This is a genomic window from Verrucomicrobiota bacterium (genome assembly GCA_038744685.1).
GTDB lineage: Bacteria > Verrucomicrobiota > Verrucomicrobiia > Opitutales > Puniceicoccaceae > Puniceicoccus.
Window position 1 is genome coordinate 1 of sequence record JBCDMB010000035.1, and the last position, 20,584, is coordinate 20,584.

The window sequence follows — 20,584 nt, forward strand, 5'->3', positions numbered from 1 at the left end:
ACCCAGCTCAGGAACTTTTGCGCAGTCAGTTTCTTCGCCCGGGTCGGGGCACTCGAGTCGACTTTCATGACCACCACGTAACTCGACGCATGCACGTCGATAGCGAGCTTGATCACTGAGGGCAGTGCGTTCTTATTGTCTGGTGTAGATGATGTGGGTCTTTGCATAGGTTTATCAGTCTAGCGCTCTCACGCTCCTGATAAACCCCCATGTCATCTACCTTCTATTCCACGTTGATGGGGTCCACTAAGCCTTTCCGATTGCGAGAACGAGTAGGATTACTACCTACCCCTTATCCTTAAACGGCACCACTGCAGCACCGCCGACAGGGAGGTCCCGCACGACAAAGATCTTTCCGCCTTGGTCGCCTTCGCGATCTGCTTTGATTCCTGTGGTGATGTAGAGATCGTGGCCGGTGGGTCCGCCAAAGGTGCAGGAAGTCGTTTCGTAGGCCGGGACTTCGATCCGGGCGATTTCCCTCCCGGTGGCCGGATCGAAACGGGTGACCCGGGCACCGTGGCAAAAGGCAATCCAAAGCATGCCTTCGGAGTCGATCGTCATCCCATCCGGACTGCTGGGCTCGTCTTTGGTATCGATGACGACCCGAACACGGCTGAGCTCTCCGGTCCCATGGTCGTAGTCAAAGGCCTTTACCTCTTTTGAAGGGGTGTCGATGTAGTAGACCGTGCTCCCGTCTGCCGTCCATGCAGTTCCGTTGGAGTTGGTGACTGGCCCGTAGGCCTCGGTTAGCTTCTGATCGGGGTCGAGACGGTAGAGTCGGGCTGCGCCTTTTGTCTTGTCCAAGGCGATTGTGCCTGCGAAGAGCCGACCGTCGGGGGAGACTTTGGCATCGTTGAAGCGATTGTTGGGAAGGTTGGGTTCCGGATCGATGATCAATGTTTTCGTACCCGAATCGAAGTCCAGATAGAAGAGCCCGTTGTCCCCGCCACAAATCAGTCGCCCGGATTCGCAGGGAATGGCAAACCCTACCCGTTCTCCGACAGGGCAAGAGCGTTCAGTTCCGCTCGCGGGATCGAGAAGGACAACCTCGTGGCTTTCGATATCCACGTAGAGGAGCGAATCCTCCCACCAAACCGGCCCCTCGCCCCAACGAGAGACGCGACTACCAATTGCTTCGGGTTTCTTCATGAGTGGGAGTTTTCGAAAGGTGGACGGAGATGGCAAGCGTGGGTGTTTCCATAGCCCGGGTGATCACGTTTAAAAGACAAGAGTATGAACGGGGAGGGACGGGCTCCGACCCGTCCAAGGAGGTTTCCGATTATCAAACGGCGCCTCACACAAAGCATGATCGCAAAAATCGAAATCGAAATCGGTATTGCTATCGAAAGTACTCGAGACCCGATTTCGATTCCGATATTGAATCCCAAGTATGTTCTCTTTAAGCAGCGACGTAATAATGATTCCTATTTGGTGGGAAAGGGTGAGAATTTAGTTTCACATCAAGAAAGCCAATGCGCCTGCCTAGACAATCGCATGTCCGGTCGAGAGCCTTAGGCGTAAGACAGGCATTGATGCCTTGGGCATTTCTTTTCCTATGCTCTTGCTTTAACCTCGAAAATCAAGCGAAGTCCTCTAAGACCAAAGCCGAATTCAGCCAGTTTATCGCGGCTTGTGCATCCTATGTCCAAGAATACGGAACCCCTCCAAACTTTCAGGACACCTCTGAATTTGCTGAACTGATCACAGGGGACAATTCGAAGAGAATCCGATTCTATTCGTTTTCGGAAGGGTCCAGAGATGACGAGGGCCAGATCTTAGATGCCTTTGGCGTCCCTATTCAGATTGAGCTGATGCAATAGGGGGTTGTCTTTCGTTCGGCTGGAGCGGACGGAGTTTTCGGGAATTCTGATGACATTGAGATGGTGTACACAATTGATGAAACTAAACTAGGGAGTTCGTAACATCCTACCGGTAAGCCTCTGTTGTTTTAGAACGCTAACGGATCCATCATTTAGCCGCCCATGAAACTCCCCATCTACCAAATTGATGCCTTTACCGATGTTCCCTTTCGAGGGAATCCGGCTGCGGTGTGCCCGCTGGAGGACTGGTTAGCCGACGAGGTGCTTCAGGCCATTGCGGAGGAGAACAATTTGGCGGAGACGTCCTTTTACTTGAAAAAGGGGGATTCCTACGAGATTCGGTGGTTCACCCCGGTTGCGGAAGTGGATCTTTGCGGGCACGCGACGCTTGCGGCCGCTCATGTTCTCTTCGCATCGAACGAGCTGTCGGAGCCCCGAGTGACTTTTCAATCGAGGAGTGGACCGCTGCACGTCACGAAGGAGGGGGATCTTCTGACGCTTAATTTTCCGGCGCAGGTGGCTGAACCGTGCGCGATGCCAGAGGGAATCGCCGAGGCGCTGGGGGCTCAGCCGTCATCTTTCTATAGGGCGATGGATTACTTGGTAACTTTTGAGAGTGAAGAGGAAATCGCTGGGTTGGATCCGGATTTTCGATTGCTTTCAACTCTCGATTTAAGGGGGGTGATTGCTACCGCTCCGGGAACCGAGGTGGACTTCGTGAGTCGGTTCTTCGCTCCGAAGCTGGGAGTCGATGAAGACCCGGTAACCGGCTCCGCCCATTGCACCCTCGCGCCGTATTGGGCCGATCGATTAGAGAAGGATTCGATGAAAGCACGACAGTTGTCGAAGCGGACGGGTGAGGTGCTTTGTCGGGTGGAGGGCGATCGGGTTTTTCTTTCGGGTAATGCGGTGGCTTATTTAGAGGGGATGATCGAGGTTTACGGGTGATTTTGAGAATTTGAAGACGAACTACATACAACCAAGTGTGAAGAAGAAAGCGGTATGGATAGCCTTGGGATTTGGCGTCGTTTTCCTCGGAGCGCTTACTTTTAGAGTCGATTACTTCCAGCGAGTCTACCCTGAGCGTCTTGGGTACGAAAAATTTAAGAGATACAGCGTTGGTGGTATTGCTTTTTTCCGGAAGAAGTTAAACGAGAGCTTCCCCTACGACCAAGAGTTTCTCTCAATTTTCGACAGGCCTCTCGATTCAGTGGCTCCTGTAGATAGGAGAGCTCACTACACAAGGACGCTATTAGGTGGAGTTCACAAAACCTTTGGATATGGATGGCTTTCAAGAGAAAGAAGAGAAATTCTTGAAGCTATCTACTTGATGTTTCGCGAGTCTGAGAATCTGGAGACTGCGAAGCAGCAAGTGAGATTAATGGAGGCAGTGGTTCCCCTGAAAAGTGAGGAACTAGAGGTTGATTCAATGAGAAAAATCGATGAGCTCCGTCTTTCGGTCGGACTGGAGCCTTACATTGATGAGAATTATTGAATGGTAGACTATTGTTTGTAAAACCGTAGTAGGTCTTGTCGAAGCCTAGAGAAGAAGTGCGTGGGAGTAGAATGAAGTTCAAATGAACTTAACGACCATCCTGTTCCTTATTGCTCACTTTTCTATTTCGGTCGGTTTCTTATGGGTGAATCCGAAGCACATTATCGAAACTACTTTCGTTGTTCCGTCACGGACAGAAGATGTAGAGGAATCACGAGAGCAATTTCTAGAAGGCGGAAAACTAGCCTCCGAGGTGATATCGCCCGATTTCATGGTTGAGGAGGTTTGAGAGATACAATACGACTTTGTGTATGAAGGGCTTAGGTTTAGCGCTGCTGCTTTATTGTCCGCTTATTCAGGTTTTAGGGATCGAGAGAGCCGATCTCGTTGGAGAGTGGCAGCTGATTCACGAAGATACGATTGATCACGGAGTAATTGGAAAAGTGAATGAACGTTGGGTCTTGTTCGATGATGGTGGTTACTACTGCGAGGGTTCAATGTTTCTGTCGCTGGTTGAAAATGATCTACGTATTTTGACGAGTAGTGGTCCAGATAAGGGGATTTGGAACTATGACGGAAAAAAGCTGTCTATAACCGTGGAAGAATATAAGATCGACTACTTCTCGTCCGCTATTCCTGAATTCGGCTTGAAAGACTTTAAGGCATTGGTTGAACAGGACCTGGAGGAGCCTCTCGAATATGTTTTCGATCAGAGAGACGGCGAGGATCTCTTGTTTCGAGAGGTCGAGGAAGGCTCGTTAATGCGAATGCGACCGATAAGTGATGAGATTGATGCAGGTGTAATATTTATGGAACCGATTGGCACCTTTTCGATTGAGGAACTGGGAGGTGATCCGACAGTTCTGGAGTCGGATTCCCCTGATCTCGTTGGTGATAGATTTAGGTCGACCTCGAGCTCTATCCTGTCGGCGGATGACTTTTCTTTTGCTGATTGGTTGCCCACCTTTGGTGAGAGAGCAGGAATTGGACACGAGCTGCGATCAGAAGAAGAGATTCTATCCCGTCTTCTTTGTAATTACGTAGTGGTGAGCTGGGTTAGTATGGATGATGAGACGTTTCCTACAGATGGTCTCAAAGGGTTGGTCGAATACTACAGCCTTGAAGAGTCTATGACCGAGGCCGAGAAGGAGATCATGGGAGTTGATCGAGATGTTGCACAAATCCAATTCGGCGACACGATTTGCTGGAAGATGGAGAATATGTGGGCGTTGGCATGGGTTTTGGGGTTTGATGAAGCAACCGATGTGGATCAGGGCCAAATTGGAGAGGAGGTTTTCTTTTCTCTATGGGAGTTTATCGCACCAGCGTGGAAAGGCAGAGAGGCCCTGAATGAAAGGATCGAACTCCGTTCATTGAACGAAGTAGCGCAAATGGAGGACTTGTTTTATTGCGCTCACAATGCGGTTCGGTCCGCGCAGCTGGGAAATGCTGATAGTGTTCCGGAGGGATTTCATCCCGTAGCTGACGGCGGAGTTATTCATGAGAAACGCCATTCTTTAACATGGGTTCTTTCACCAGGAGTCGATTGGGAGGAGACTGACTTAAGCACTTAGATCAATTCTTCTCGGGGTATTCTAATCTAGCGATTCTCTACGTAAGGAGCGTATTTGAGATGATCTCTTGGAAAAGCCCTAGCAACATCGGTCACCCAGACCGACGACTCGGGAAAGTTGACGGGCGCTGATACGTCCAAGGTCATCCGCCTGCGCGGCGGATGCTACGATAAGTGCCCGGATGGGTCTTAGGATTTGGCCACCCGGGTTTGACGGTTTTAGCTCACGCCCATCCCCCGTTCGCGGGATTCAAGACACGGAGCCCCAGAGGTGGGAGTGGGTATGAGTAGAGAACTCTTGAGGACTCCGAGTCTTTGTGTGAACGGACGGCTCTTGTTGGGGTTTGTTCCTTTCATAAGAGCCCCGCTGAAAACCACATCCTTTTCTTTCCATTCTCTCTGAATCTGTTAATTTAGGCCGTTATGTTTCACGAAAGACAATCAGTTGAGCAGGTGGAAGAGGGCGTGCAGCTGGCGCCAAAGTTTGACGACAAGGGCGTCATTCCCTGCATCACTATGCATGCGGAGACTCGTGAGGTGCTGATGTTTGCTTTTATGAATGATGAGGCCCTCAAGCTTACGATTGAGACAGGTTTTGCTCACTACTGGTCCCGCTCGCGTAAGAAGCTTTGGAAGAAGGGGGAAACCTCGGGAATGTTCCAGAAGATCGAGCGGATGTTGATCGACGACGATCAGGATTGCGTGATCATCGAAGTGACGCTGACCGAGCCATCGATCGGCGGGAATGAAGCGTCTTGCCACGTTGGTTATCGCAGCTGCTTTTACCGTGAAGTTCCGGTGAAGCCGGAGGAAGGCGCCTCGGCGGATCTGCGTTTCGTGGAAGACGAGAAGGCCTTCGACCCTACTGCGGTTTACGGGGACATTCCCAACCCAACCCAGCTGTAGTCGAGTTTCATCCAATGGACTTCGTTCTCAGCAACACGCTGACCAGTGAGAAAGAGCGGGTATTCGCCTCAGACGCAAAGAGCCTGCGCTTCTACTGCTGTGGCCCGACCGTTTATGGTCCTGCCCATATCGGAAACTTTCGGACGTTTGTCCTCCAGGATGTTTTCCGTCGCGTGGTCGAGCTTTCCGGCCTGGATACCGTTCATGTGCGGAACATTACGGATGTTGACGACAAAACGATCCGCGAGTCGCGTGCACTCAATGAATCGCTGACCGGTTTTACGGACCGTTGGCGGGAGCGTTTTGAGGCGGATTGCTCTAGGCTGGGAATTCTCCCTCCTCATCACGCGCCATCGGCGGTGGCACACATCCAGCAGCAGATCGATTTGATCCAGCGGCTGATTGAGGCCGGGCACGCGTATCAGGCGGAGGATGGCTCGGTCTATTACCGTGTCTCGAGTTTTGAACCTTACGGTCGGCTTTCAGGGTTGGATAAAGCGAAGGCCGTGAAAAACGCGGATGGGCGGATGCAGGCCAGTGATGAATATGCCAAGGACGATTGGGCTGACTTTGCGCTGTGGAAGGCGTGGAAAGAAGAGGATGGACCCAACCAGTGGGAGAGTCTTTGGGGTCCCGGTCGACCCGGCTGGCACATCGAATGTAGTGCAATGAGCATGGAGCTGTTGGGCGAGTCGTTTGATCTCCATTCGGGAGGAGTCGATCTGATCTTTCCTCATCATGAGAATGAGATCGCCCAGAGCGAAGGGGCAACGGGCAAGAAGTTCGTGCGCCATTGGTTTCATGTGGCCCATCTCATGGTCAACGGAGAGAAGATGTCCAAGAGTCTCGGAAACCTCTACACGCTGGATGATTTGGCGGAAAAAGGATTTCAGGCTGCCGAAGTGCGCTTCGTTCTCGCCTCCGGTCATTATCGCAAAACCCTGAATTTCACCTTCGATAGTCTGAACGGTGCCAGGAAGTCTCTGAACCGCGTAAAAGTAGTGGTAGAGGAACTGCTCAAGGCGACTGGACTGGATGCACTTCCGGACTATGAAGCCAGTCGCAGGCTGGGCTCTGGGTCGTTGGGCATCTTTCAACCAGCGTGGGAGGCACTGCTTGACGATCTGAATACGGCAGAGTCGCTGGGACGGTTCTTTGGATCACTTCGCACGGTCGAGGCAGCGTTGAAAGAGCCAGGGATCGATGTGCCAACAGCAGAGCAATGGCTGAATGGAATCGCTTTCCTTCTAAACGCAATGGGTCTCTTTTTGCCGCATGAAGTCGAGTTTGACATTCCTGAAGAAATCACGGATCTGGCAAACGAACGTTTGGAGGCCAGAAACGAAAAAGACTGGGGCCGTTCGGATTCGTTGCGGGATGAGCTTCTGTCCAAGGGCTGGCAGATCAAAGATGCGAAAGAAGGCTACGAGCTGACTCCGGTGAGCGGGAGCTAGTTGCAGGCTTTTGTCCCGAGATCTGTGTATTAGCTTTGGATCGCTCCCTGTAGGTCGCTTTTGATCTCTTCAACGGTAGCCGATTTGGTGATGGTTTTGAGGATTTCACCGGATTCGGGATCAATCAGGAGAAAAAAGCCACTGGCTTTCTTCTGGCTTTCATAGACTTCCTTGAGTCCGAGCTGGTCGGCAAGAAGGGCCGCTTGGTTTTGGGTCGCCTCGGTGCTGTGGTCGAAGGTGACGAATAGCACGGGGGCTTCGGCCATTGCCTCCTTCGCGGAAACGATTTTCGGGTCGAGTACCTTGCAGGAGCCGCAGGATTCTGCGTAAAAGAGGGCACCAATTGCAGCCGGCTTGCGGGTCTCAGCAGCGAAGACTGACTGCGAGCCGAATATCGGAAGAAGAAGGGCGGTGACTAAGAGAGTGCGGAAACAGTGATTTTTTTTCATTGGTCTGAGTTTTCTTGAATGAAGCGACGAAAGAGTTTCAGCCGGTTCAAGAAAGAGACGATTCGAAAGGGTATTTTGATTGCAGAGATCTTGAAGAATCGGAGTCAGCTCTCACAAAGTCATCCGTTTGGAGAACCGGTGCCTTCACTCATTGTGCCATCGCAAACACCCGGCCGTCATCCAACCAGATTTGAACAGTCCCGTCTTCCAGCTCAAAGAGACCCGGCTCGACGGAGGCAAGAGATTCTGAAACGGGAGCCACATAAAGGGTGCAACGGACTCCTTTTTCAGAGCGAAGGTTGATCTGGGCGGCTAACTCATCGAGTAGAGAGCAGTAGCGGCCACCTTCTACTGTGAGTCCTTGGAGAGTATCGGGAAAAGTCGGCGTGAGGGAGGCTGACACACGGTCGAGAGTCCCCTGAATGGTTACCAGCGAGTCTGAAACGATCTCGGGAGCCAGGTCTTTTTCATGGTTCTTCCAGACCTGAAGAGCCAATTCATGAGAGACGGAATGGTTCGTGGGAGAGGACAAAAAGTGGGAGAGGAGAAAGAAAACTCCGGCTATTGCCCAGCAAGCGGCAGTGAGAATAAGGATTCTCTTCGAAGGTGGTTCATAGCGCGCAATGATTCCAGCTTCGGAGATCGCATTGAGGCGATCTTCGGGAAGTCTTTTCGAGAGGTAGTGTGCCCGGATTCTATCTTCAAGTTCGGTCATAGGCTTTCGTTTCGTGTGCGGGATGGAGAAGTGTCACCGATGGACTCTTTCACGTCACGCGTCTCACGCCATTGGTCGGCGAGCTTCTTCCTGGCGCGATGAATTTGGCTGAGGACGGTGTTCCGTGGAGATCCTGTAATGGAAGCGATCTCGCGGGCGGTTCTTCCCTCGACGATGTGGAGAAAGATCACTTCGCGCTCCTCCACCCGAAGTTGAGAGAGAATCGTTTCAATATCGTCGGAGGAACCAGCGACAGGTTGACCAGTATCGATAAGGGCTTCCTCATCGCTAGCAGAGACCGATGCAAAGGAGACAATTTTTTTCCTCCGTAAGTGGTCGTAGAACTGATTGCGGATGGCGGTAAAGAAGACCGCATTGTTCCTAACCTTTCCATACCGTTTCTGACATTTCATCCACGCTTGTTGAACCAGATCCTCGGCATCCTGCTGATGTTCGGTGAGTGAGTAGGCGTAGCGGAAGCCCGCTTGGATACGGTCACGCAATTCGCGTTCATTCTGCTTACGCCAATTCACCTCCTTGATACGCTAGTCTGCTTTGTACCGTACAACGGTCTGCGCGTCGAATTGATTGCAGTGGATTACCGGTTTACGCGCTTCGAGAATTCTGAAAGGGTTAGACGGATGTTGTCTCGTCTGCATGCGAGTGACCGGTTGCTTTTCGGGGTAGTGGGTCTCGTCCTTCTTTTTTTGATTGTAGCGCCGGTCTTCTTGTCCGCTGCGCAATACGAGCTTGCGTTTTCAGAAGGAGGCTTTTTCGAGACGGCTTCTTTTTGGGGTTGGATCCTGTCGGCGGGGGTCATCCTCTTTCGGATCCGTCCCATTGGTGGAAGGGCGATTGCCTTCATGATCTTGGTGCTGGCGTTTGCAGCGCGGGAGGCTGATTGGCAGAAGAAATTCACTTCGGATGGAGTGCTCAAGATCAACTATTACGAGAATGCCGCGATTCCTCTAGTGGAGCGAATGTTGGCTGGAGTGGTCGTTTTGATTTTGATTGTCGGCCTTGTTTACGCGGTTTGGACAAGTATCCGGTTTCTATTCTTTTCCAAGGGTTGGCAAACGAGGACCGGTTTTTGGCTGTTTCTTACGGGGTTTAGCCTCGTTTTTGGCAAGATATTGGACGGGCTACCCCGTGAGCTAGATAACCTCTTCTCGATTCAGCTGGGAGAGGCTGCGGTTTTGCATTTGGGAGCGTTGGAAGAAGGAATCGAGGCAATGTCACCATTTTTCTTTATCGTATCGGTTTGGTTGAGTGGGTCCGGGTCCAGCTACTTGAAACGTTCCTCTCAACAATCGGAAAATAGTGTCGCTTGACCGGAGGAAGCGTGGAGATGGTGTCAAAAAATATGGAATGGTTTTCCGGCCCGAAGCAGGAGCTACGGCAGACGCGTTGGGCCTTCAGCAGCATTTTCGCGTTCGGCAGAAAAGACGGGCGGACTACACGGAGATAGTCCTCCACCACTAAATAGATCCTTTGAATTTTATGACTGCGACTATCGAGTCCTTTGAGCAACTACCTTTGGTGCCGGAGCTTCACCGAGCTTTGGAAGACCTCCATTATTCCACACCGTCACCTGTGCAGGCTCGGTCGATTCCTCCGCTCCTTGATGGGAAGGATGTTGTGGGCTGCGCACAGACGGGAACTGGAAAGACTGCCGCGTTTGCCCTGCCTATTCTCCATCATTTGGCGATGCATCCAGATCACCCGGTAGCCAATTGTGCCCGGGCTCTTGTTCTTACTCCGACCCGCGAATTGGCGGTGCAGGTGGGAGATAGTTTCTCCCGCTATGGGAGGCATCTTCGAACCAAGGTCTGCTTAGTCTACGGAGGAGTCAGCCAAGTGCCTCAAGTCAAAAAGATGCGGCGCGGCGTCGACATTTTGGTCGCGACACCTGGACGTTTGCTGGACCTGATGGACCAGGGGCATGTGTCGCTGGAGCGGGTTGAGTTTTTGGTGCTCGACGAGGTGGACCGTATGTTGGACATGGGTTTCGTTCACGATGTGAAACGAATCGCCGGAGAATTGCCGGAAAATCGTCAAACAGCCTTATTCACCGCAACGCTGGATGGTCCGGTGCGGAGAGTGGCGGAGAGTTTTGTGACGAAGCCCGTTCAGGTAAGAATCGATCCTGGCAAACCGGTTGTAGAGCGGATTGTCCAAACGGTTTGCCACGTGCGCCCTGAGAATAAGGCCCCGCTCTTGGAGTTTTTACTTACGGACAAGTACGGTGAGGCTCGGCAGGGGCGGACATTGGTGTTCAGCAGGACAAAGCACGGTGCTGCCCGGCTTGCGAAACGGCTTTCCATTGCTGGAATAGAGAGTGATGCGATCCATGGAAACCGCACTCAGGCGGCGAGACAGAAGGCTCTGGAGCGTTTTCGGAGTGGTGCAGTCCCGGTTTTAGTCGCAACGGACGTTGCAGCACGGGGAATTGATGTTACAGCTGTTGCAATGGTCATAAATTTCGATTTGCCCTCGGATGCGGACACCTACGTTCACCGTGTGGGACGAACCGCGCGGGCAGAGGCCTCGGGCCGTGCAGTGAGTTTCTGTGATGGCGATACGTTGAAGGACCTCCAGCAAATCGAACGTCGGATTGGAACGCGGATTCAATTGGATCGTGAACATCCTTTCCATGACCCTGGACTCTCTCGTCGGACCCAGTCCAAAGAGCGCAGGACTCAGTCGGAAAAGACGAGACGGTGGTCAGAGAAATCTGGGCCTAGGAGTCAGCGGAAAGGCACTACGCGAAGAGTGGCCTCGAAACCCCATTCTAAACCGGGAGCTGGGCGAGGGCCCACCCCCAGAAATTTAAGAACAAGAAAGAGAGATAAAAGATAAATCCCTATGGAACATGTTGTGAATGAAAATGAACCTGAGTTGGCCGCTGCACTGGCCGATTCTGCGACTAAGAAACAGAGCGGACGAAAGATCAGCCGGGTCACAGCGCCCTTTGCGCGGGAGAGCCGAAAGAAGAGTTGGTGGGTAACCCTGTCGTCTCTGGTTTATCTGGTCCTTGCCGTGATCGGGACCTTTCCGTTTTGGGGGTGGCCCTTTCGATTGGTCTGCAGTGTTCTTGCAGGACTGTTGATTGTGCGGGTTTTTGTAATCTATCACGACCACCAACACAGGGCGATTCTCTCCAAATCGAAGGTGGCGGATCGGTTGATGTCTGCAGTGGGAATTCTTGCGCTGGCACCCAGTAGTGTCTGGAAGCACTCACATGATGAGCATCACGCGCACAACTCGAAGCTACACGGAAACGATTTCGGTTCCTTCCCGACCATGACTGCTGAGCGCTACGCCGCGTCCTCTTGGAAGGAAAAAGTTGTTTATCGGATCAGCCGTCATCCGCTCACCATCCTCTGTGGTTACCTTACCTCCTTTCTCTACGCGATGTGTATTGAACCGCTGGTCTCTAATCCCAGAAGACACTATGATGCAGCGATTTCCCTCCTTGTTCACGTCGTTATCATTGCCCTGACGGGACTCTTTTTTGGGGTGAGTGGAATCTTCTTTTCGATTTTTCTTCCCTTTGCTCTGGCTGCCTCTTTCGGGTCCTATCTTTTCTACGCGCAACACAACTTTCCAGGAGTTAGCCTGAAGGATGAGGATGGTTGGACCTACGAGGGAGCGGCTTTGGAATCATCGAGTTACATGAAAATGCCGAAGTTTTTGCACTGGTTTACTGCGAATATCGGCTATCACCATATCCACCACCTCAATGCTCGCATCCCGTTTTACCGGCTTCCAGAAGTGTACAAGGCAATTCCAGAATTGCGGAAGGCGAAAACCACCAGTCTCTCGCCTCTCGAGATTTTCCGTTGTTTTCGACTCAAGGTCTGGTGTGTTGAGAGGGCAAGGTTGGTTGGATATCGCGGATAAGGACGGGAATCCTGGAAAGTAGGTGCGGGGATCTACTCTTGGAAGCGATTCCCGGTCCCGAGTCGCATTAGGAGCGCAGCGGCACCCATTCCTTGCGGGTAGATTTTTCTAGTATCTACTCGAAAACTCTGTTAACCTTCTGGAAAGCAAAGCGAGCAGGTCTTTGAGGTCGCTGAATTCGTTTCGGGGAACCAATTGGATCGGTTCAAACCCCATACCCCAAACCCGGAAAAGCAATGAAGAAAAGCGAGTTACGCATGTGGGCTATTCGCACCCATATGCCTGATGAATGGTGGCTGGAAATAGATGGAAGTGTCTCGGAAGAGGTGATCACTCTCGACGAGGCGTTTCGTCGTGGTGAGGGCCTCGATGAAGCCTACATTATCCACGCTTCCCATGCGGAAGAGACTGAAGAACCCCACTGGATCAAGATGGGGCAGGAGGAGACACTCGAGGAGGATCAGTTTGGCGTCCCTAAATGGGTCTGCGCAAAGTGCAAATTCTCTTTTGATGAGCCAGAGCATCCCAAGGTCTCCTTTTCGGAGGTGTTTGGCTACGTCCTGATCATACCCGGCGCGGTCTTAACAGCGCGCCGGTTGCGCTCGGCGAATGACCGTTGCCCTCGATGCGGATCAAAAAAATTGATCAAGGGCGCGTCGAGAGCAGGTCAAGCGTTGATGAACAGCTGAAGTGTAGAAAAAGGCAGAGTTGTTGCCCAGGTTTTGGGCTGGAAGTGAAGTGAAACAGGTCTCAGCGATTTCAAAGGGAATTCTTTACCTCTTCCTGTGACGCGGGTGGTGAGGTTGGGTGATCATCGGCCTCTTCGAGCAGCGCTTGGTCAGTTTCTTCGGGAAGAGTCGGATCGGAAGTTGAATGCGGGCTTGGTGAAGCAGCTTGATCGCGCTCCACTTTGTTTTTGGGAAGATAATCTGGAGTAACTGCACCTCCGGAAATGATCACCTTCATTCCTTCGGCCACGCCCATATCGAGGGGGATGATTTCCTTGGTCGGAATCATGAGAAGGAAGCCGCTGGTCGGGTTCGGAGTGGTAGGAACGAAGATATTGGAAAGATGATGTCCTGTCTTGGCCTGAACTTCGCCTTTGCTTTCACTGGTGCGAAAACCGAGGACCCAACATCCTTTCCGTGGATATTCGACGAGGACTACCTCCTGGAAAACAGCTTTTTGCTGCTGGCTGAACGTGTCGACAATTTGTTTGACGGTGCGATACACCGTATTGATGAACGGCAGCCGATCGAGAAGGCGCTCGACTGAGGTAATCACCAGTCTCCCAAAAACGTAGCGAGAGAAAAAGCCCAGCCCTATGATGAAAACGATCAGGGCGAAGAGCGATACTACGTTCAGGATCGTGTTGAGGAGAGTGAAGCTACGTAGATTCTCGTCGACATACCAGAAGAAGACCTCGCTGGCGGGAACTCCGATCCTGATGATGATAAAGTTGACGACGATGTAGGTAACCCCAAGCGGCAGCAAGAGGATGATGCCGGTCAAAAAGGCGTTGCGGAGATTCCGTAACATGGGGCTATGATTCAGCCGCGGAAAGCGAACTCAAGATCCGAAAAGACGGGGCGCAGGTGATCCATGGCATCTGCTTCGGCTTTTCTCATCGCCTTCCGGTCTTCTTCCGATTGGTCGTCATATCCGGCGAGGTGAAGCCAGCCGTGTGCCAGATAGAGGATAATCTCCTCGGCGAGGGAAGAAGCGTTTTCCTCGTGGACGTCACGGGCTCGTTCCACGCCGACACAGATTTCACCTGCTTCCTCAAACTCCGGATCTCCGGGGAATGTGATCACGTCTGTTGGGGATGGATCCCCGAGAAAGGTGCCGTGTAGCTCTCCCATTTCATCGTCCGAGAGAAAGACCACCGATAGCTCTCCATCAGGGATGTGGAACTCATCGAGACCGTCGAGTATTCGCAAGCATCTCTCGACTCCGATTTCATCGAAAGTGAGAGAATCACACCTGCTGGTTATCTGAATCTCCCTTCTCATTGGAGGGCGTGCGTTCGTTCTGAACAGGAGGGACAGTTTCGGTTGCCGGTTTTTCCTTACTTGCTGAGGGATAGGCGATGCGGGTGTGAAGACTGTTCAAGAGAGTGCGGGTGAAACTCTGTTTGATCACTGCGATCTGTTGGAGAGTGAGTGGGCATTCGTCAAGTTGCCCGTCTTCAATACGGCTCTGGAAGACATTATCGAGCAGTTCCTCAATGCTTTGGGCGTTGACTTTCTTCAGAGAACGGCTCGCTGCTTCGATCGAGTCGGCAAAGTGAATGATCGCACTCTCGACGAAATCGGGTTTCGGACCGTCATATCGATAGGTGTTCTCTTCGACGGTCTCTGCGCTGATGTCAGAGAAGAGCGGGATTTGGCTCTTTTCCCGCCGGTTGATCGCTTCTTGGTAAAAATATTGGATCAAGCTAGTCCCGTGATGCTGTTTGATGATGTCTATGAAGATCTTGGGGAGTTTATGTTTCTTGGCCATTTCGACCCCCTCTTTGACATGGCGTTTGATGATTACGGCGCTCATGGATGGCTTTTGCTCGATCAGTAGGTTCCGCCCATTTTGCTGATTTTCCGTAAAGTACTCCGGTTTCACCATCTTACCTATGTCGTGGAAGAGAGAGCACGCCCGGCAGGCCAACGGGTTTGCACCGATTTCCGCGGCAGCGTTTTCGGAGAGGCTAGCCACCATCAAACTGTGGTGATAGGAGCCCGGCGCCTCGATCTGCATGCGGCGAAGCAGGGGGTGGTTGAAGTCGGTGTATTCGAGAAGGGTGATATCTGTGGTATAGTTGAAGAGCTTCTCGAGGAGCGGGAGGAATCCGAGAATGACGACTCCGGTGACAGAGGCGGAAATGAGGGCCGCGGCAATTTGACGACCGATCTGCGATATGTCGGAACCAAGAAGTGCGCCGTAGAGAATAATAAATGCCGAAAGAGCAACCCCAGCGAGGAAACAGGCGCGCACGACATTGGTTCGCAGGCGAATATTGTGACAAAGAAAAATCCCGAACAGACAAGAAACGATGCTGGAAAGGAATAGGAAAGCTGCCTCGCCCAGCATGACAGCGAATACGCCGGACACTACGAACCCGGTGAGTGCTCCCAGCATGGGACCGAGTAGAATTCCTGCGGTCAGCGGTCCAAAGAGAACGGGTGCTGCGTAGGGGAGCACCCCGATGATTCGATGGTCTCCCCCAAAAAAATCCGAATTGCCGAGATAAATGACAAACCGACAGATCAAGACATTGACAAGGATGAGGAGGGCAATGGTGCTGAGCCTTCGAGGATCGTTCGCGAGCCGGGGGAATCCGAGTTGGACCACCATGACGGCGACCAGGAGGATCATGAGAGCGAGAAGGGTTCTCTGCTGAAAAGTAGGATCGAAGAAGAACTGGTTGGACGCACGAGCACCTTCTTCCTGGCGGTAATTGACGAGTTTCTCGTAAGCGAGCGCGGTAACGGGAACACCCGGCTCGATAATGGTCGATCCCTCAATGACTTCTCTAAAAACTGGAGAAACTCCCTGAGCCGCCTGGTCTCGGCGCTCTCTCGTTTTCTCCGCGTTGAACTTCAGGTTGGGAGTGACTCCTGTGGTCAAGATCTCATAGAGCTCGTTGAAAATACTCTCGGTGGTTTCGAGGTTGGCCAGCTCATTGCGTAGCGAGACCTTCGCATCGTAAGTCCGCTGGATTTCGACCATTGTGATTTCATCTTCCCCGGTTTGAAGGGGGATGATGTTGAAAGAACCCACGCCTGAAAAATTTGGATCGTCTGCATCGATTATCCCGTTCCGGTAGATGGCTCCGAGATCGTCAATTGCTTCCTGGAGAAGGCGGTTGCGCTGAGAGGGAAAAGTCTCATCCAGAAACGCCACGGTCTCTACAATTGGGAGCTCGATATCGCGAGTCTGTATAAACTCTGCAACAAAAGCAGTGATCGCCTCTTCGCGGTTTTCCGGCTCTAGGCCCCTCAAATTCTCTTCAAAGGCAGCAAAGTCGAATTCGAGGGCGTTCAAGGTGCGTGAAAACTCTTCGAAAGGTTCGATATCCACTTCGTAGAAAGGAGGGATCCGTTCGCGGGCAGAAGCCACCTTTCTCTCCGTCAGTAGATCGCTTTCGTAGGCGAACGAGAAATCGGCAACAATTCGATCCTGCGCGATTTGGTCGAGGGCAATTCTTGGATCACTTTGGGTGAGTCCGGCAAACGCGATGAGGACGATGAGCGCGGTGAATCCAAGAAAACCGGTAAACCAAAAAAAAGCAGAACGTAAGGTTACCGACCTCGACTGGTTGACGCCCAGACCTCTCCGCTTTTGGAGGGGAGACGGGTTCCGGTCTTTTCTGAGTTTACCAAAAATTCCCATAGGAGGGTTTTGTTGTATCTAAAGGAGATCTGGATGCTCTCAAACAAAGGAGACGGCTGGCGTCTCACCACTGTCCTTCTCGTAAGCTTGGATGATCCGCTGAACGAGAGGGTGTCGGACAACATCGACTCCGTCGAACTCAAAAATAGAGACACCCTTTACCCGGGAAAGGATCTGAATCGCCTGCTTGAGTCCGGACTTTTTGCTTCGAGGAAGGTCGACTTGGGTAATGTCCCCGGTAATCACCATCTTGGAATCATCTCCGAGACGAGTCAGGAACATCATCATTTGCTCAGGAGTGGTGTTTTGGGCTTCATCGAGAATGACGAAAGAACGCGAAAGCGTTCGTCCGCGCATGTAGGCCAGCGGTGCGATTTCGATTTGCTGACGCTCCATCATTCTCTGAGTCTCTTCGACTCCAACCATATCGTAGAGGGCGTCATAGAGTGGCCGGAGATAGGGAAGTATTTTCTCCTGAAGATCACCGGGAAGGAATCCGAGTGCCTCTCCCGCTTCCACCGCAGGACGAGTGAACACGAGCTTTTCAGTCTCCCCTTTTTGGAAGGTGTCCAAGGCTGCGGCCATGGCGAGATAGGTTTTCCCGGTGCCAGCCGGGCCGATTCCAAAGGAAACGTCATGCTGACGGATCTTCTGTAGATACTGTTTTTGGTGGACGGTTTTCGGGACAATGCTCTTTCGCTTCAGCTTAACGATGAGCGGATTCTCAAAAAGATCCCTCATGTCCTGTGCCTCGCCGTTTTGCACAGCTTCAAGCATTTTTGTGAAATCGTTATTTCTGATTTTTAGACCCTGTCCTCTGGCAAGGCGTAGAATGTCGAAAAATTCCCGGGCTGCTGCGACCTCGGATTCGGTGCCCTCGATTTTTAGCCAGTCGTCGCGTGCGATCAGGCTCACTCCCAGTGCTTCCTCGGCAAGAGTCAGGTGTTTTTCCTCGCCACAATAGAGCTGGCTCAGAATCCGGGGAGATTCAAATTCAAGGGTCTGCGAGTAGATAGCGGCTTCCACGATTAGTCTTCGATTTCCGGAACGAACTCCTGGAGGCGTTCCCAAAGGGTATCCATGGCCTCGGGAAGGACCCGGGTGTTACTGACTACGGGCATGAAATTGGTATCCCCCGACCAGCGCGGAACGACATGGCAGTGAAGGTGGGAGGGGATACCGGCTCCGGCGGAGTCGCCAATATTGAAGCCAATGTTGAACGCATTGGGTGCCAGAGTGAGTCTCAGAAGCTTCTTTGCTTTCAAGATCGTATTCCAGAGATCGGCAGACTCGTCCGGTCCAAGATCTTCAATGTCGGCAACCTCACGGTTGGGTAGGCAGAGTAAATGTCCCGCATTATAGGGAAACTTGTTCATGACGATAAAGCTCATCGAGCTTCGGTAAACAAGCAGGACTGATTTAGGATCATTTGCTTCTAAAACTTTCAGGAAAGGGTTTTTCCGTTCCCCTCCCTTTACCACCGGTTCCTTGATGTAGGGCATCCGCCAATAGGCGTGCAATGATTCGTGCGCCATGCAGGTGATCAGCAAGGGTATCCAGACGCTTTATTCAGAAGAGCTCTAACCATGGAAGGAGAATGGTGTGGATTGTGAAAGGCATCAATTCAGAAATCGAAGGGGTATCATACCAAATTTAAGAACGAATGATAATTATGGCGGGATGGGGGATGAGTCTGAGCAAGGCGGCCCGATTGGAGGCGGGTCTGCGACCCGTGCCCATCGGGCAAACGCTGCTCAGGCTCATCCCACGCCCGTCCCATTGGGATGCGCCCGGAATCGAAGTTTGCGGCGTTGCAGGGATCGACGCGTATCTCGATACGCATCCGATCCCCGCGCCTTGCGCTGCTTCGATTCCGAGCTGCACCATAACTATCACTCGTTCTTAAATTTGGTATTATGCCAAATTCAGGAGGGTTTGTTGGCTGGTTTCAATGTGGTTCGGATTTTTCATAGGAGACCAGCTTGTGATAGAGCACAAAAAAAGCCTGGCCGTCTCCGGCCAGGCGTTGTTCGAAAAGCTCCGGCGTCCGCTTTAGTGCGCGCCAGCAGGGCCTTCGGGAATCTTGTCCCCAAACTCTTCGACCGTCCGTAGACGTGCAATGTTGTAGATTAGCAATCCATAACCGCACTTGGCCGCGATGTCTGCGATGCTGTAACCGACCTGGAGGAACACTTCCGCGTTTGCCCCTGAGAACCCGTAGAACGGTGCCATGAACGCGATCGGGTAGAAACCCCAGGTGAACAGGGTCAGCAAGCCCACGTTTCGGAGCAACTTTGCCACTTCTGGGGTGGTGTTTTGCATCGAAACCCGGAGGTATTTGATTACAGTCACCAGGATGTAGACAAACGGGATCGTGCTGAGGAGACCCCACAGCCCGCGGTTAGACATGAGATCGGTGCTCTCCTTGTCAATTTCACCCGGATAGCCGAGGACAATCATGAGGAACGCAGCGATCGCCAGTTTTGCGATCAGTGATTTGGTCAGCACCTTTCCAAGGCTCATGACAATCACGAGCTCCACCATCAGAAGGGGAACAGTGAGAAGCCAGTCTACGTATCGGTAGGCGTCATTAAATATCGTACCGGTTGGAACAAACGCATCTCCTGCAGCATTAAGGGCGTAGGCTGAGTCCCAGCTGTCAAAAATGCGGAAATAGTGATATCCGGCAATGAAGACAACTAGAGCCGATGCGATGATCGAGCCGCGGTAGATCGGGGCAACATTGTTCTTCGCAAGAACGAAGAACACGAACGAAGCGAACATACAAGCAATCGCGAGCGACAACATGTTATAGACCGTTTCGAACTGAGCTATTGATAATTCAGGCATAGTTTTGTTTTGGTTCGGCCGGAAGTGGTAACTATCGGAGGCATTCGATCAACTGACTGGCCGACTGATTGGGGATAATAAAGGGCCTCTAATCGAGAGCGTAAGAAATTCTGATAGGTGACGTCAAACCCCCTTTTTCCCCACATCCAGAAAGGTATTGAGTGATATATGACAAACGATGCAGTGAGGCCAGGTGAGCGCCCAGAGAAGCAAGAGATAGTCTCCCAAAATAACCTGAGCGCTCAGTGTGGGAGGATTTTGCGAGTAGAGAAGAATGGTTAGGAACAAAATGGAAAGGAGTGTGAATGGCGCCGCGATCCAGTAGAAATGAAGCCATGAAACGCCACTGGTTTCATCGTAGACCGGGCTTGCGATTGCTTTACAGGCAACACGAATGTGGCGAATCGAGTGCCAGAACATAAAGTAGAGACCGACACTCACCAAAGGGGGAAGGAACAAGAACCCACAGAAGAAGAGTAGATTTACTGCGATTGCTCTTTTGCCTTCGGCCTTTGAACCTTTTGTTTTGGTCCGAAAAAGGTGTAGAAGCAGGAGAATCGAGACGATCGCAACTACCGATATCCCTGTTTGCGGGTAGGCAAAAAACGAGAACTCTGGAACGTCTCCGTATGAGTATTTACGGACGGCCCCAGCAAGGACCGCCCGATAGGTTTCAGAGTGAAATACAAGCGGCAGAGCCATGGGCATGAGTCCGCGGAGAACGGCAAGCAAGGTATCTGGATTACCGTTTTGGATCTTCTCGTATTGGTATTCGCCTTCCCCCCAATGGTAAGCAGTTAAGATCAGAAATCCGATTGCAGAGGGAGCGGGAAAGAGAACCCAAAGGAAGACAAAAAGAACGAAAATACCAAAATAGACGGCGCAGAAGAGAGAGAGCGATTTTGGGGTCAGAGGAATTCCGCGACCCCGAAAATACAACCAGTGATCGACTGCCCCGTGTGGCAGTCCGAAGAAAACAAAGCTGGAGAGGAAGAAGAAGACCGGAATCCAGTGAAGGGGATCGTCCATACCC

General features: G+C 51.9%; 20 protein-coding genes. 9 read left to right on the top strand and 11 right to left on the bottom strand.

What is annotated here, in order from left to right; translation table 11 throughout:
• Nucleotides 1-285 precede the first annotated feature (285 nt).
• Nucleotides 286-1,149 carry an SMP-30/gluconolactonase/LRE family protein gene (locus AAGJ81_14390; GenBank protein MEM0967332.1) on the bottom strand — a complete coding sequence of 288 codons (864 nt, stop codon included), beginning with the start codon at nucleotides 1,147-1,149 and terminating at the stop codon, nucleotides 286-288.
• Between the two features lie 833 nt (nucleotides 1,150-1,982).
• Here AAGJ81_14390 and AAGJ81_14395 point away from each other — a divergent pair.
• The 5 genes from AAGJ81_14395 (at nucleotide 1,983) to cysS (ending at nucleotide 7,248) form a co-directional block, all read left to right on the top strand.
• Complete coding sequence (locus tag AAGJ81_14395) at nucleotides 1,983-2,768, top strand: PhzF family phenazine biosynthesis protein (protein MEM0967333.1); 786 nt, start codon at nucleotides 1,983-1,985, stop codon at nucleotides 2,766-2,768.
• A gap of 37 nt (nucleotides 2,769-2,805) precedes the next feature.
• A complete protein-coding gene (locus tag AAGJ81_14400) occupies nucleotides 2,806-3,315 on the top strand; it encodes a hypothetical protein (GenBank protein MEM0967334.1) in 510 nt (169 codons plus the stop codon).
• Between the two features lie 311 nt (nucleotides 3,316-3,626).
• A complete protein-coding gene (locus tag AAGJ81_14405) occupies nucleotides 3,627-4,889 on the top strand; it encodes a DUF4272 domain-containing protein (GenBank protein MEM0967335.1) in 1,263 nt (420 codons plus the stop codon).
• 422 nt (nucleotides 4,890-5,311) lie between these two features.
• The gene (gene hisI, locus AAGJ81_14410; GenBank protein MEM0967336.1) at nucleotides 5,312-5,794 is read left to right on the top strand and encodes a phosphoribosyl-AMP cyclohydrolase; all 483 of its coding nucleotides are present in this window, start codon (nucleotides 5,312-5,314) and stop codon (nucleotides 5,792-5,794) included.
• A gap of 14 nt (nucleotides 5,795-5,808) precedes the next feature.
• Nucleotides 5,809-7,248, top strand: a complete 1,440-nt coding sequence (cysS, locus tag AAGJ81_14415) for a cysteine--tRNA ligase (GenBank protein ID MEM0967337.1) — start codon at nucleotides 5,809-5,811, stop codon at nucleotides 7,246-7,248.
• 29 nt (nucleotides 7,249-7,277) lie between these two features.
• Here the strand turns inward: cysS and AAGJ81_14420 are convergent, their stop codons facing one another.
• The 3 genes from AAGJ81_14420 to AAGJ81_14430 form a co-directional block, all read right to left on the bottom strand.
• The gene (locus tag AAGJ81_14420) at nucleotides 7,278-7,697 is read right to left on the bottom strand and encodes a thioredoxin domain-containing protein (protein ID MEM0967338.1); all 420 of its coding nucleotides are present in this window, start codon (nucleotides 7,695-7,697) and stop codon (nucleotides 7,278-7,280) included.
• A 148-nt stretch (nucleotides 7,698-7,845) separates the two neighbouring features.
• A complete protein-coding gene (locus AAGJ81_14425) occupies nucleotides 7,846-8,412 on the bottom strand; it encodes a hypothetical protein (GenBank protein ID MEM0967339.1) in 567 nt (188 codons plus the stop codon).
• Nucleotides 8,409-8,945 carry an RNA polymerase sigma factor gene (locus tag AAGJ81_14430; GenBank protein MEM0967340.1) on the bottom strand — a complete coding sequence of 179 codons (537 nt, stop codon included), beginning with the start codon at nucleotides 8,943-8,945 and terminating at the stop codon, nucleotides 8,409-8,411. The genes AAGJ81_14425 and AAGJ81_14430 overlap by 4 nt, the downstream gene beginning before the upstream one ends.
• 108 nt (nucleotides 8,946-9,053) lie before the next feature.
• On the opposite strand from AAGJ81_14430, the gene AAGJ81_14435 reads away from it, so the two are divergent.
• The 4 genes from AAGJ81_14435 to AAGJ81_14450 all read left to right on the top strand — a co-directional run bounded on the left by AAGJ81_14435 (nucleotide 9,054) and on the right by AAGJ81_14450 (nucleotide 13,004).
• The gene (locus tag AAGJ81_14435; protein MEM0967341.1) at nucleotides 9,054-9,743 is read left to right on the top strand and encodes a hypothetical protein; all 690 of its coding nucleotides are present in this window, start codon (nucleotides 9,054-9,056) and stop codon (nucleotides 9,741-9,743) included.
• Between the two features lie 169 nt (nucleotides 9,744-9,912).
• The gene (locus AAGJ81_14440) at nucleotides 9,913-11,271 is read left to right on the top strand and encodes a DEAD/DEAH box helicase (protein ID MEM0967342.1); all 1,359 of its coding nucleotides are present in this window, start codon (nucleotides 9,913-9,915) and stop codon (nucleotides 11,269-11,271) included.
• A gap of 6 nt (nucleotides 11,272-11,277) precedes the next feature.
• Nucleotides 11,278-12,315 carry a fatty acid desaturase gene (locus tag AAGJ81_14445; GenBank protein MEM0967343.1) on the top strand — a complete coding sequence of 346 codons (1,038 nt, stop codon included), beginning with the start codon at nucleotides 11,278-11,280 and terminating at the stop codon, nucleotides 12,313-12,315.
• A gap of 236 nt (nucleotides 12,316-12,551) precedes the next feature.
• Nucleotides 12,552-13,004, top strand: a complete 453-nt coding sequence (locus AAGJ81_14450; GenBank protein MEM0967344.1) for a hypothetical protein — start codon at nucleotides 12,552-12,554, stop codon at nucleotides 13,002-13,004.
• Between the two features lie 70 nt (nucleotides 13,005-13,074).
• Here the strand turns inward: AAGJ81_14450 and AAGJ81_14455 are convergent, their stop codons facing one another.
• The 7 genes from AAGJ81_14455 to AAGJ81_14485 form a co-directional block, all read right to left on the bottom strand.
• Nucleotides 13,075-13,854 (bottom strand): DUF502 domain-containing protein, encoded by a 780-nt coding sequence (locus AAGJ81_14455; protein ID MEM0967345.1) that lies wholly within the window; start codon nucleotides 13,852-13,854, stop codon nucleotides 13,075-13,077.
• Nucleotides 13,855-13,865: 11 nt separating this feature from the next.
• Nucleotides 13,866-14,327 (bottom strand): rRNA maturation RNase YbeY, encoded by a 462-nt coding sequence (ybeY, locus tag AAGJ81_14460; GenBank protein MEM0967346.1) that lies wholly within the window; start codon nucleotides 14,325-14,327, stop codon nucleotides 13,866-13,868.
• On the bottom strand, nucleotides 14,293-16,701 hold the full coding sequence (locus AAGJ81_14465) for an HDIG domain-containing metalloprotein (GenBank protein MEM0967347.1): 2,409 nt from the start codon (nucleotides 16,699-16,701) through the stop codon (nucleotides 14,293-14,295). Before AAGJ81_14465 ends, ybeY begins: the two co-directional genes overlap by 35 nt.
• Before the next feature lie 39 nt (nucleotides 16,702-16,740).
• Nucleotides 16,741-17,727, bottom strand: coding sequence for a PhoH family protein (locus AAGJ81_14470; protein MEM0967348.1), 987 nt, complete (start codon nucleotides 17,725-17,727; stop codon nucleotides 16,741-16,743).
• Between the two features lie 2 nt (nucleotides 17,728-17,729).
• The gene (locus AAGJ81_14475) at nucleotides 17,730-18,236 is read right to left on the bottom strand and encodes an HIT domain-containing protein (protein ID MEM0967349.1); all 507 of its coding nucleotides are present in this window, start codon (nucleotides 18,234-18,236) and stop codon (nucleotides 17,730-17,732) included.
• A gap of 517 nt (nucleotides 18,237-18,753) precedes the next feature.
• Nucleotides 18,754-19,551, bottom strand: a complete 798-nt coding sequence (locus tag AAGJ81_14480; GenBank protein MEM0967350.1) for a bacteriorhodopsin-like — start codon at nucleotides 19,549-19,551, stop codon at nucleotides 18,754-18,756.
• 123 nt (nucleotides 19,552-19,674) lie between these two features.
• On the bottom strand, nucleotides 19,675-20,580 hold the full coding sequence (locus AAGJ81_14485) for a Brp/Blh family beta-carotene 15,15'-dioxygenase (protein MEM0967351.1): 906 nt from the start codon (nucleotides 20,578-20,580) through the stop codon (nucleotides 19,675-19,677).
• Between the last annotated feature and the right edge of the window lie 4 nt (nucleotides 20,581-20,584).

Coding starts and splice junctions, on each gene's coding strand:
- AAGJ81_14390 (MEM0967332.1), bottom strand. CDS start 1,149: ATGAAGAAACCCGAAGCAATTGGTAGTCGCGTCTCTCGTTGGGGCGAG.
- AAGJ81_14395 (MEM0967333.1), top strand. CDS start 1,983: ATGAAACTCCCCATCTACCAAATTGATGCCTTTACCGATGTTCCCTTT.
- AAGJ81_14405 (MEM0967335.1), top strand. CDS start 3,627: ATGAAGGGCTTAGGTTTAGCGCTGCTGCTTTATTGTCCGCTTATTCAG.
- hisI (MEM0967336.1), top strand. CDS start 5,312: ATGTTTCACGAAAGACAATCAGTTGAGCAGGTGGAAGAGGGCGTGCAG.
- cysS (MEM0967337.1), top strand. CDS start 5,809: ATGGACTTCGTTCTCAGCAACACGCTGACCAGTGAGAAAGAGCGGGTA.
- AAGJ81_14420 (MEM0967338.1), bottom strand. CDS start 7,697: ATGAAAAAAAATCACTGTTTCCGCACTCTCTTAGTCACCGCCCTTCTT.
- AAGJ81_14425 (MEM0967339.1), bottom strand. CDS start 8,412: ATGACCGAACTTGAAGATAGAATCCGGGCACACTACCTCTCGAAAAGA.
- AAGJ81_14435 (MEM0967341.1), top strand. CDS start 9,054: ATGTTGTCTCGTCTGCATGCGAGTGACCGGTTGCTTTTCGGGGTAGTG.
- AAGJ81_14440 (MEM0967342.1), top strand. CDS start 9,913: ATGACTGCGACTATCGAGTCCTTTGAGCAACTACCTTTGGTGCCGGAG.
- AAGJ81_14445 (MEM0967343.1), top strand. CDS start 11,278: ATGGAACATGTTGTGAATGAAAATGAACCTGAGTTGGCCGCTGCACTG.
- AAGJ81_14450 (MEM0967344.1), top strand. CDS start 12,552: ATGAAGAAAAGCGAGTTACGCATGTGGGCTATTCGCACCCATATGCCT.
- AAGJ81_14455 (MEM0967345.1), bottom strand. CDS start 13,854: ATGTTACGGAATCTCCGCAACGCCTTTTTGACCGGCATCATCCTCTTG.
- ybeY (MEM0967346.1), bottom strand. CDS start 14,327: ATGAGAAGGGAGATTCAGATAACCAGCAGGTGTGATTCTCTCACTTTC.
- AAGJ81_14465 (MEM0967347.1), bottom strand. CDS start 16,701: ATGGGAATTTTTGGTAAACTCAGAAAAGACCGGAACCCGTCTCCCCTC.
- AAGJ81_14475 (MEM0967349.1), bottom strand. CDS start 18,236: ATGGCGCACGAATCATTGCACGCCTATTGGCGGATGCCCTACATCAAG.
- AAGJ81_14480 (MEM0967350.1), bottom strand. CDS start 19,551: ATGCCTGAATTATCAATAGCTCAGTTCGAAACGGTCTATAACATGTTG.
- AAGJ81_14485 (MEM0967351.1), bottom strand. CDS start 20,580: ATGGACGATCCCCTTCACTGGATTCCGGTCTTCTTCTTCCTCTCCAGC.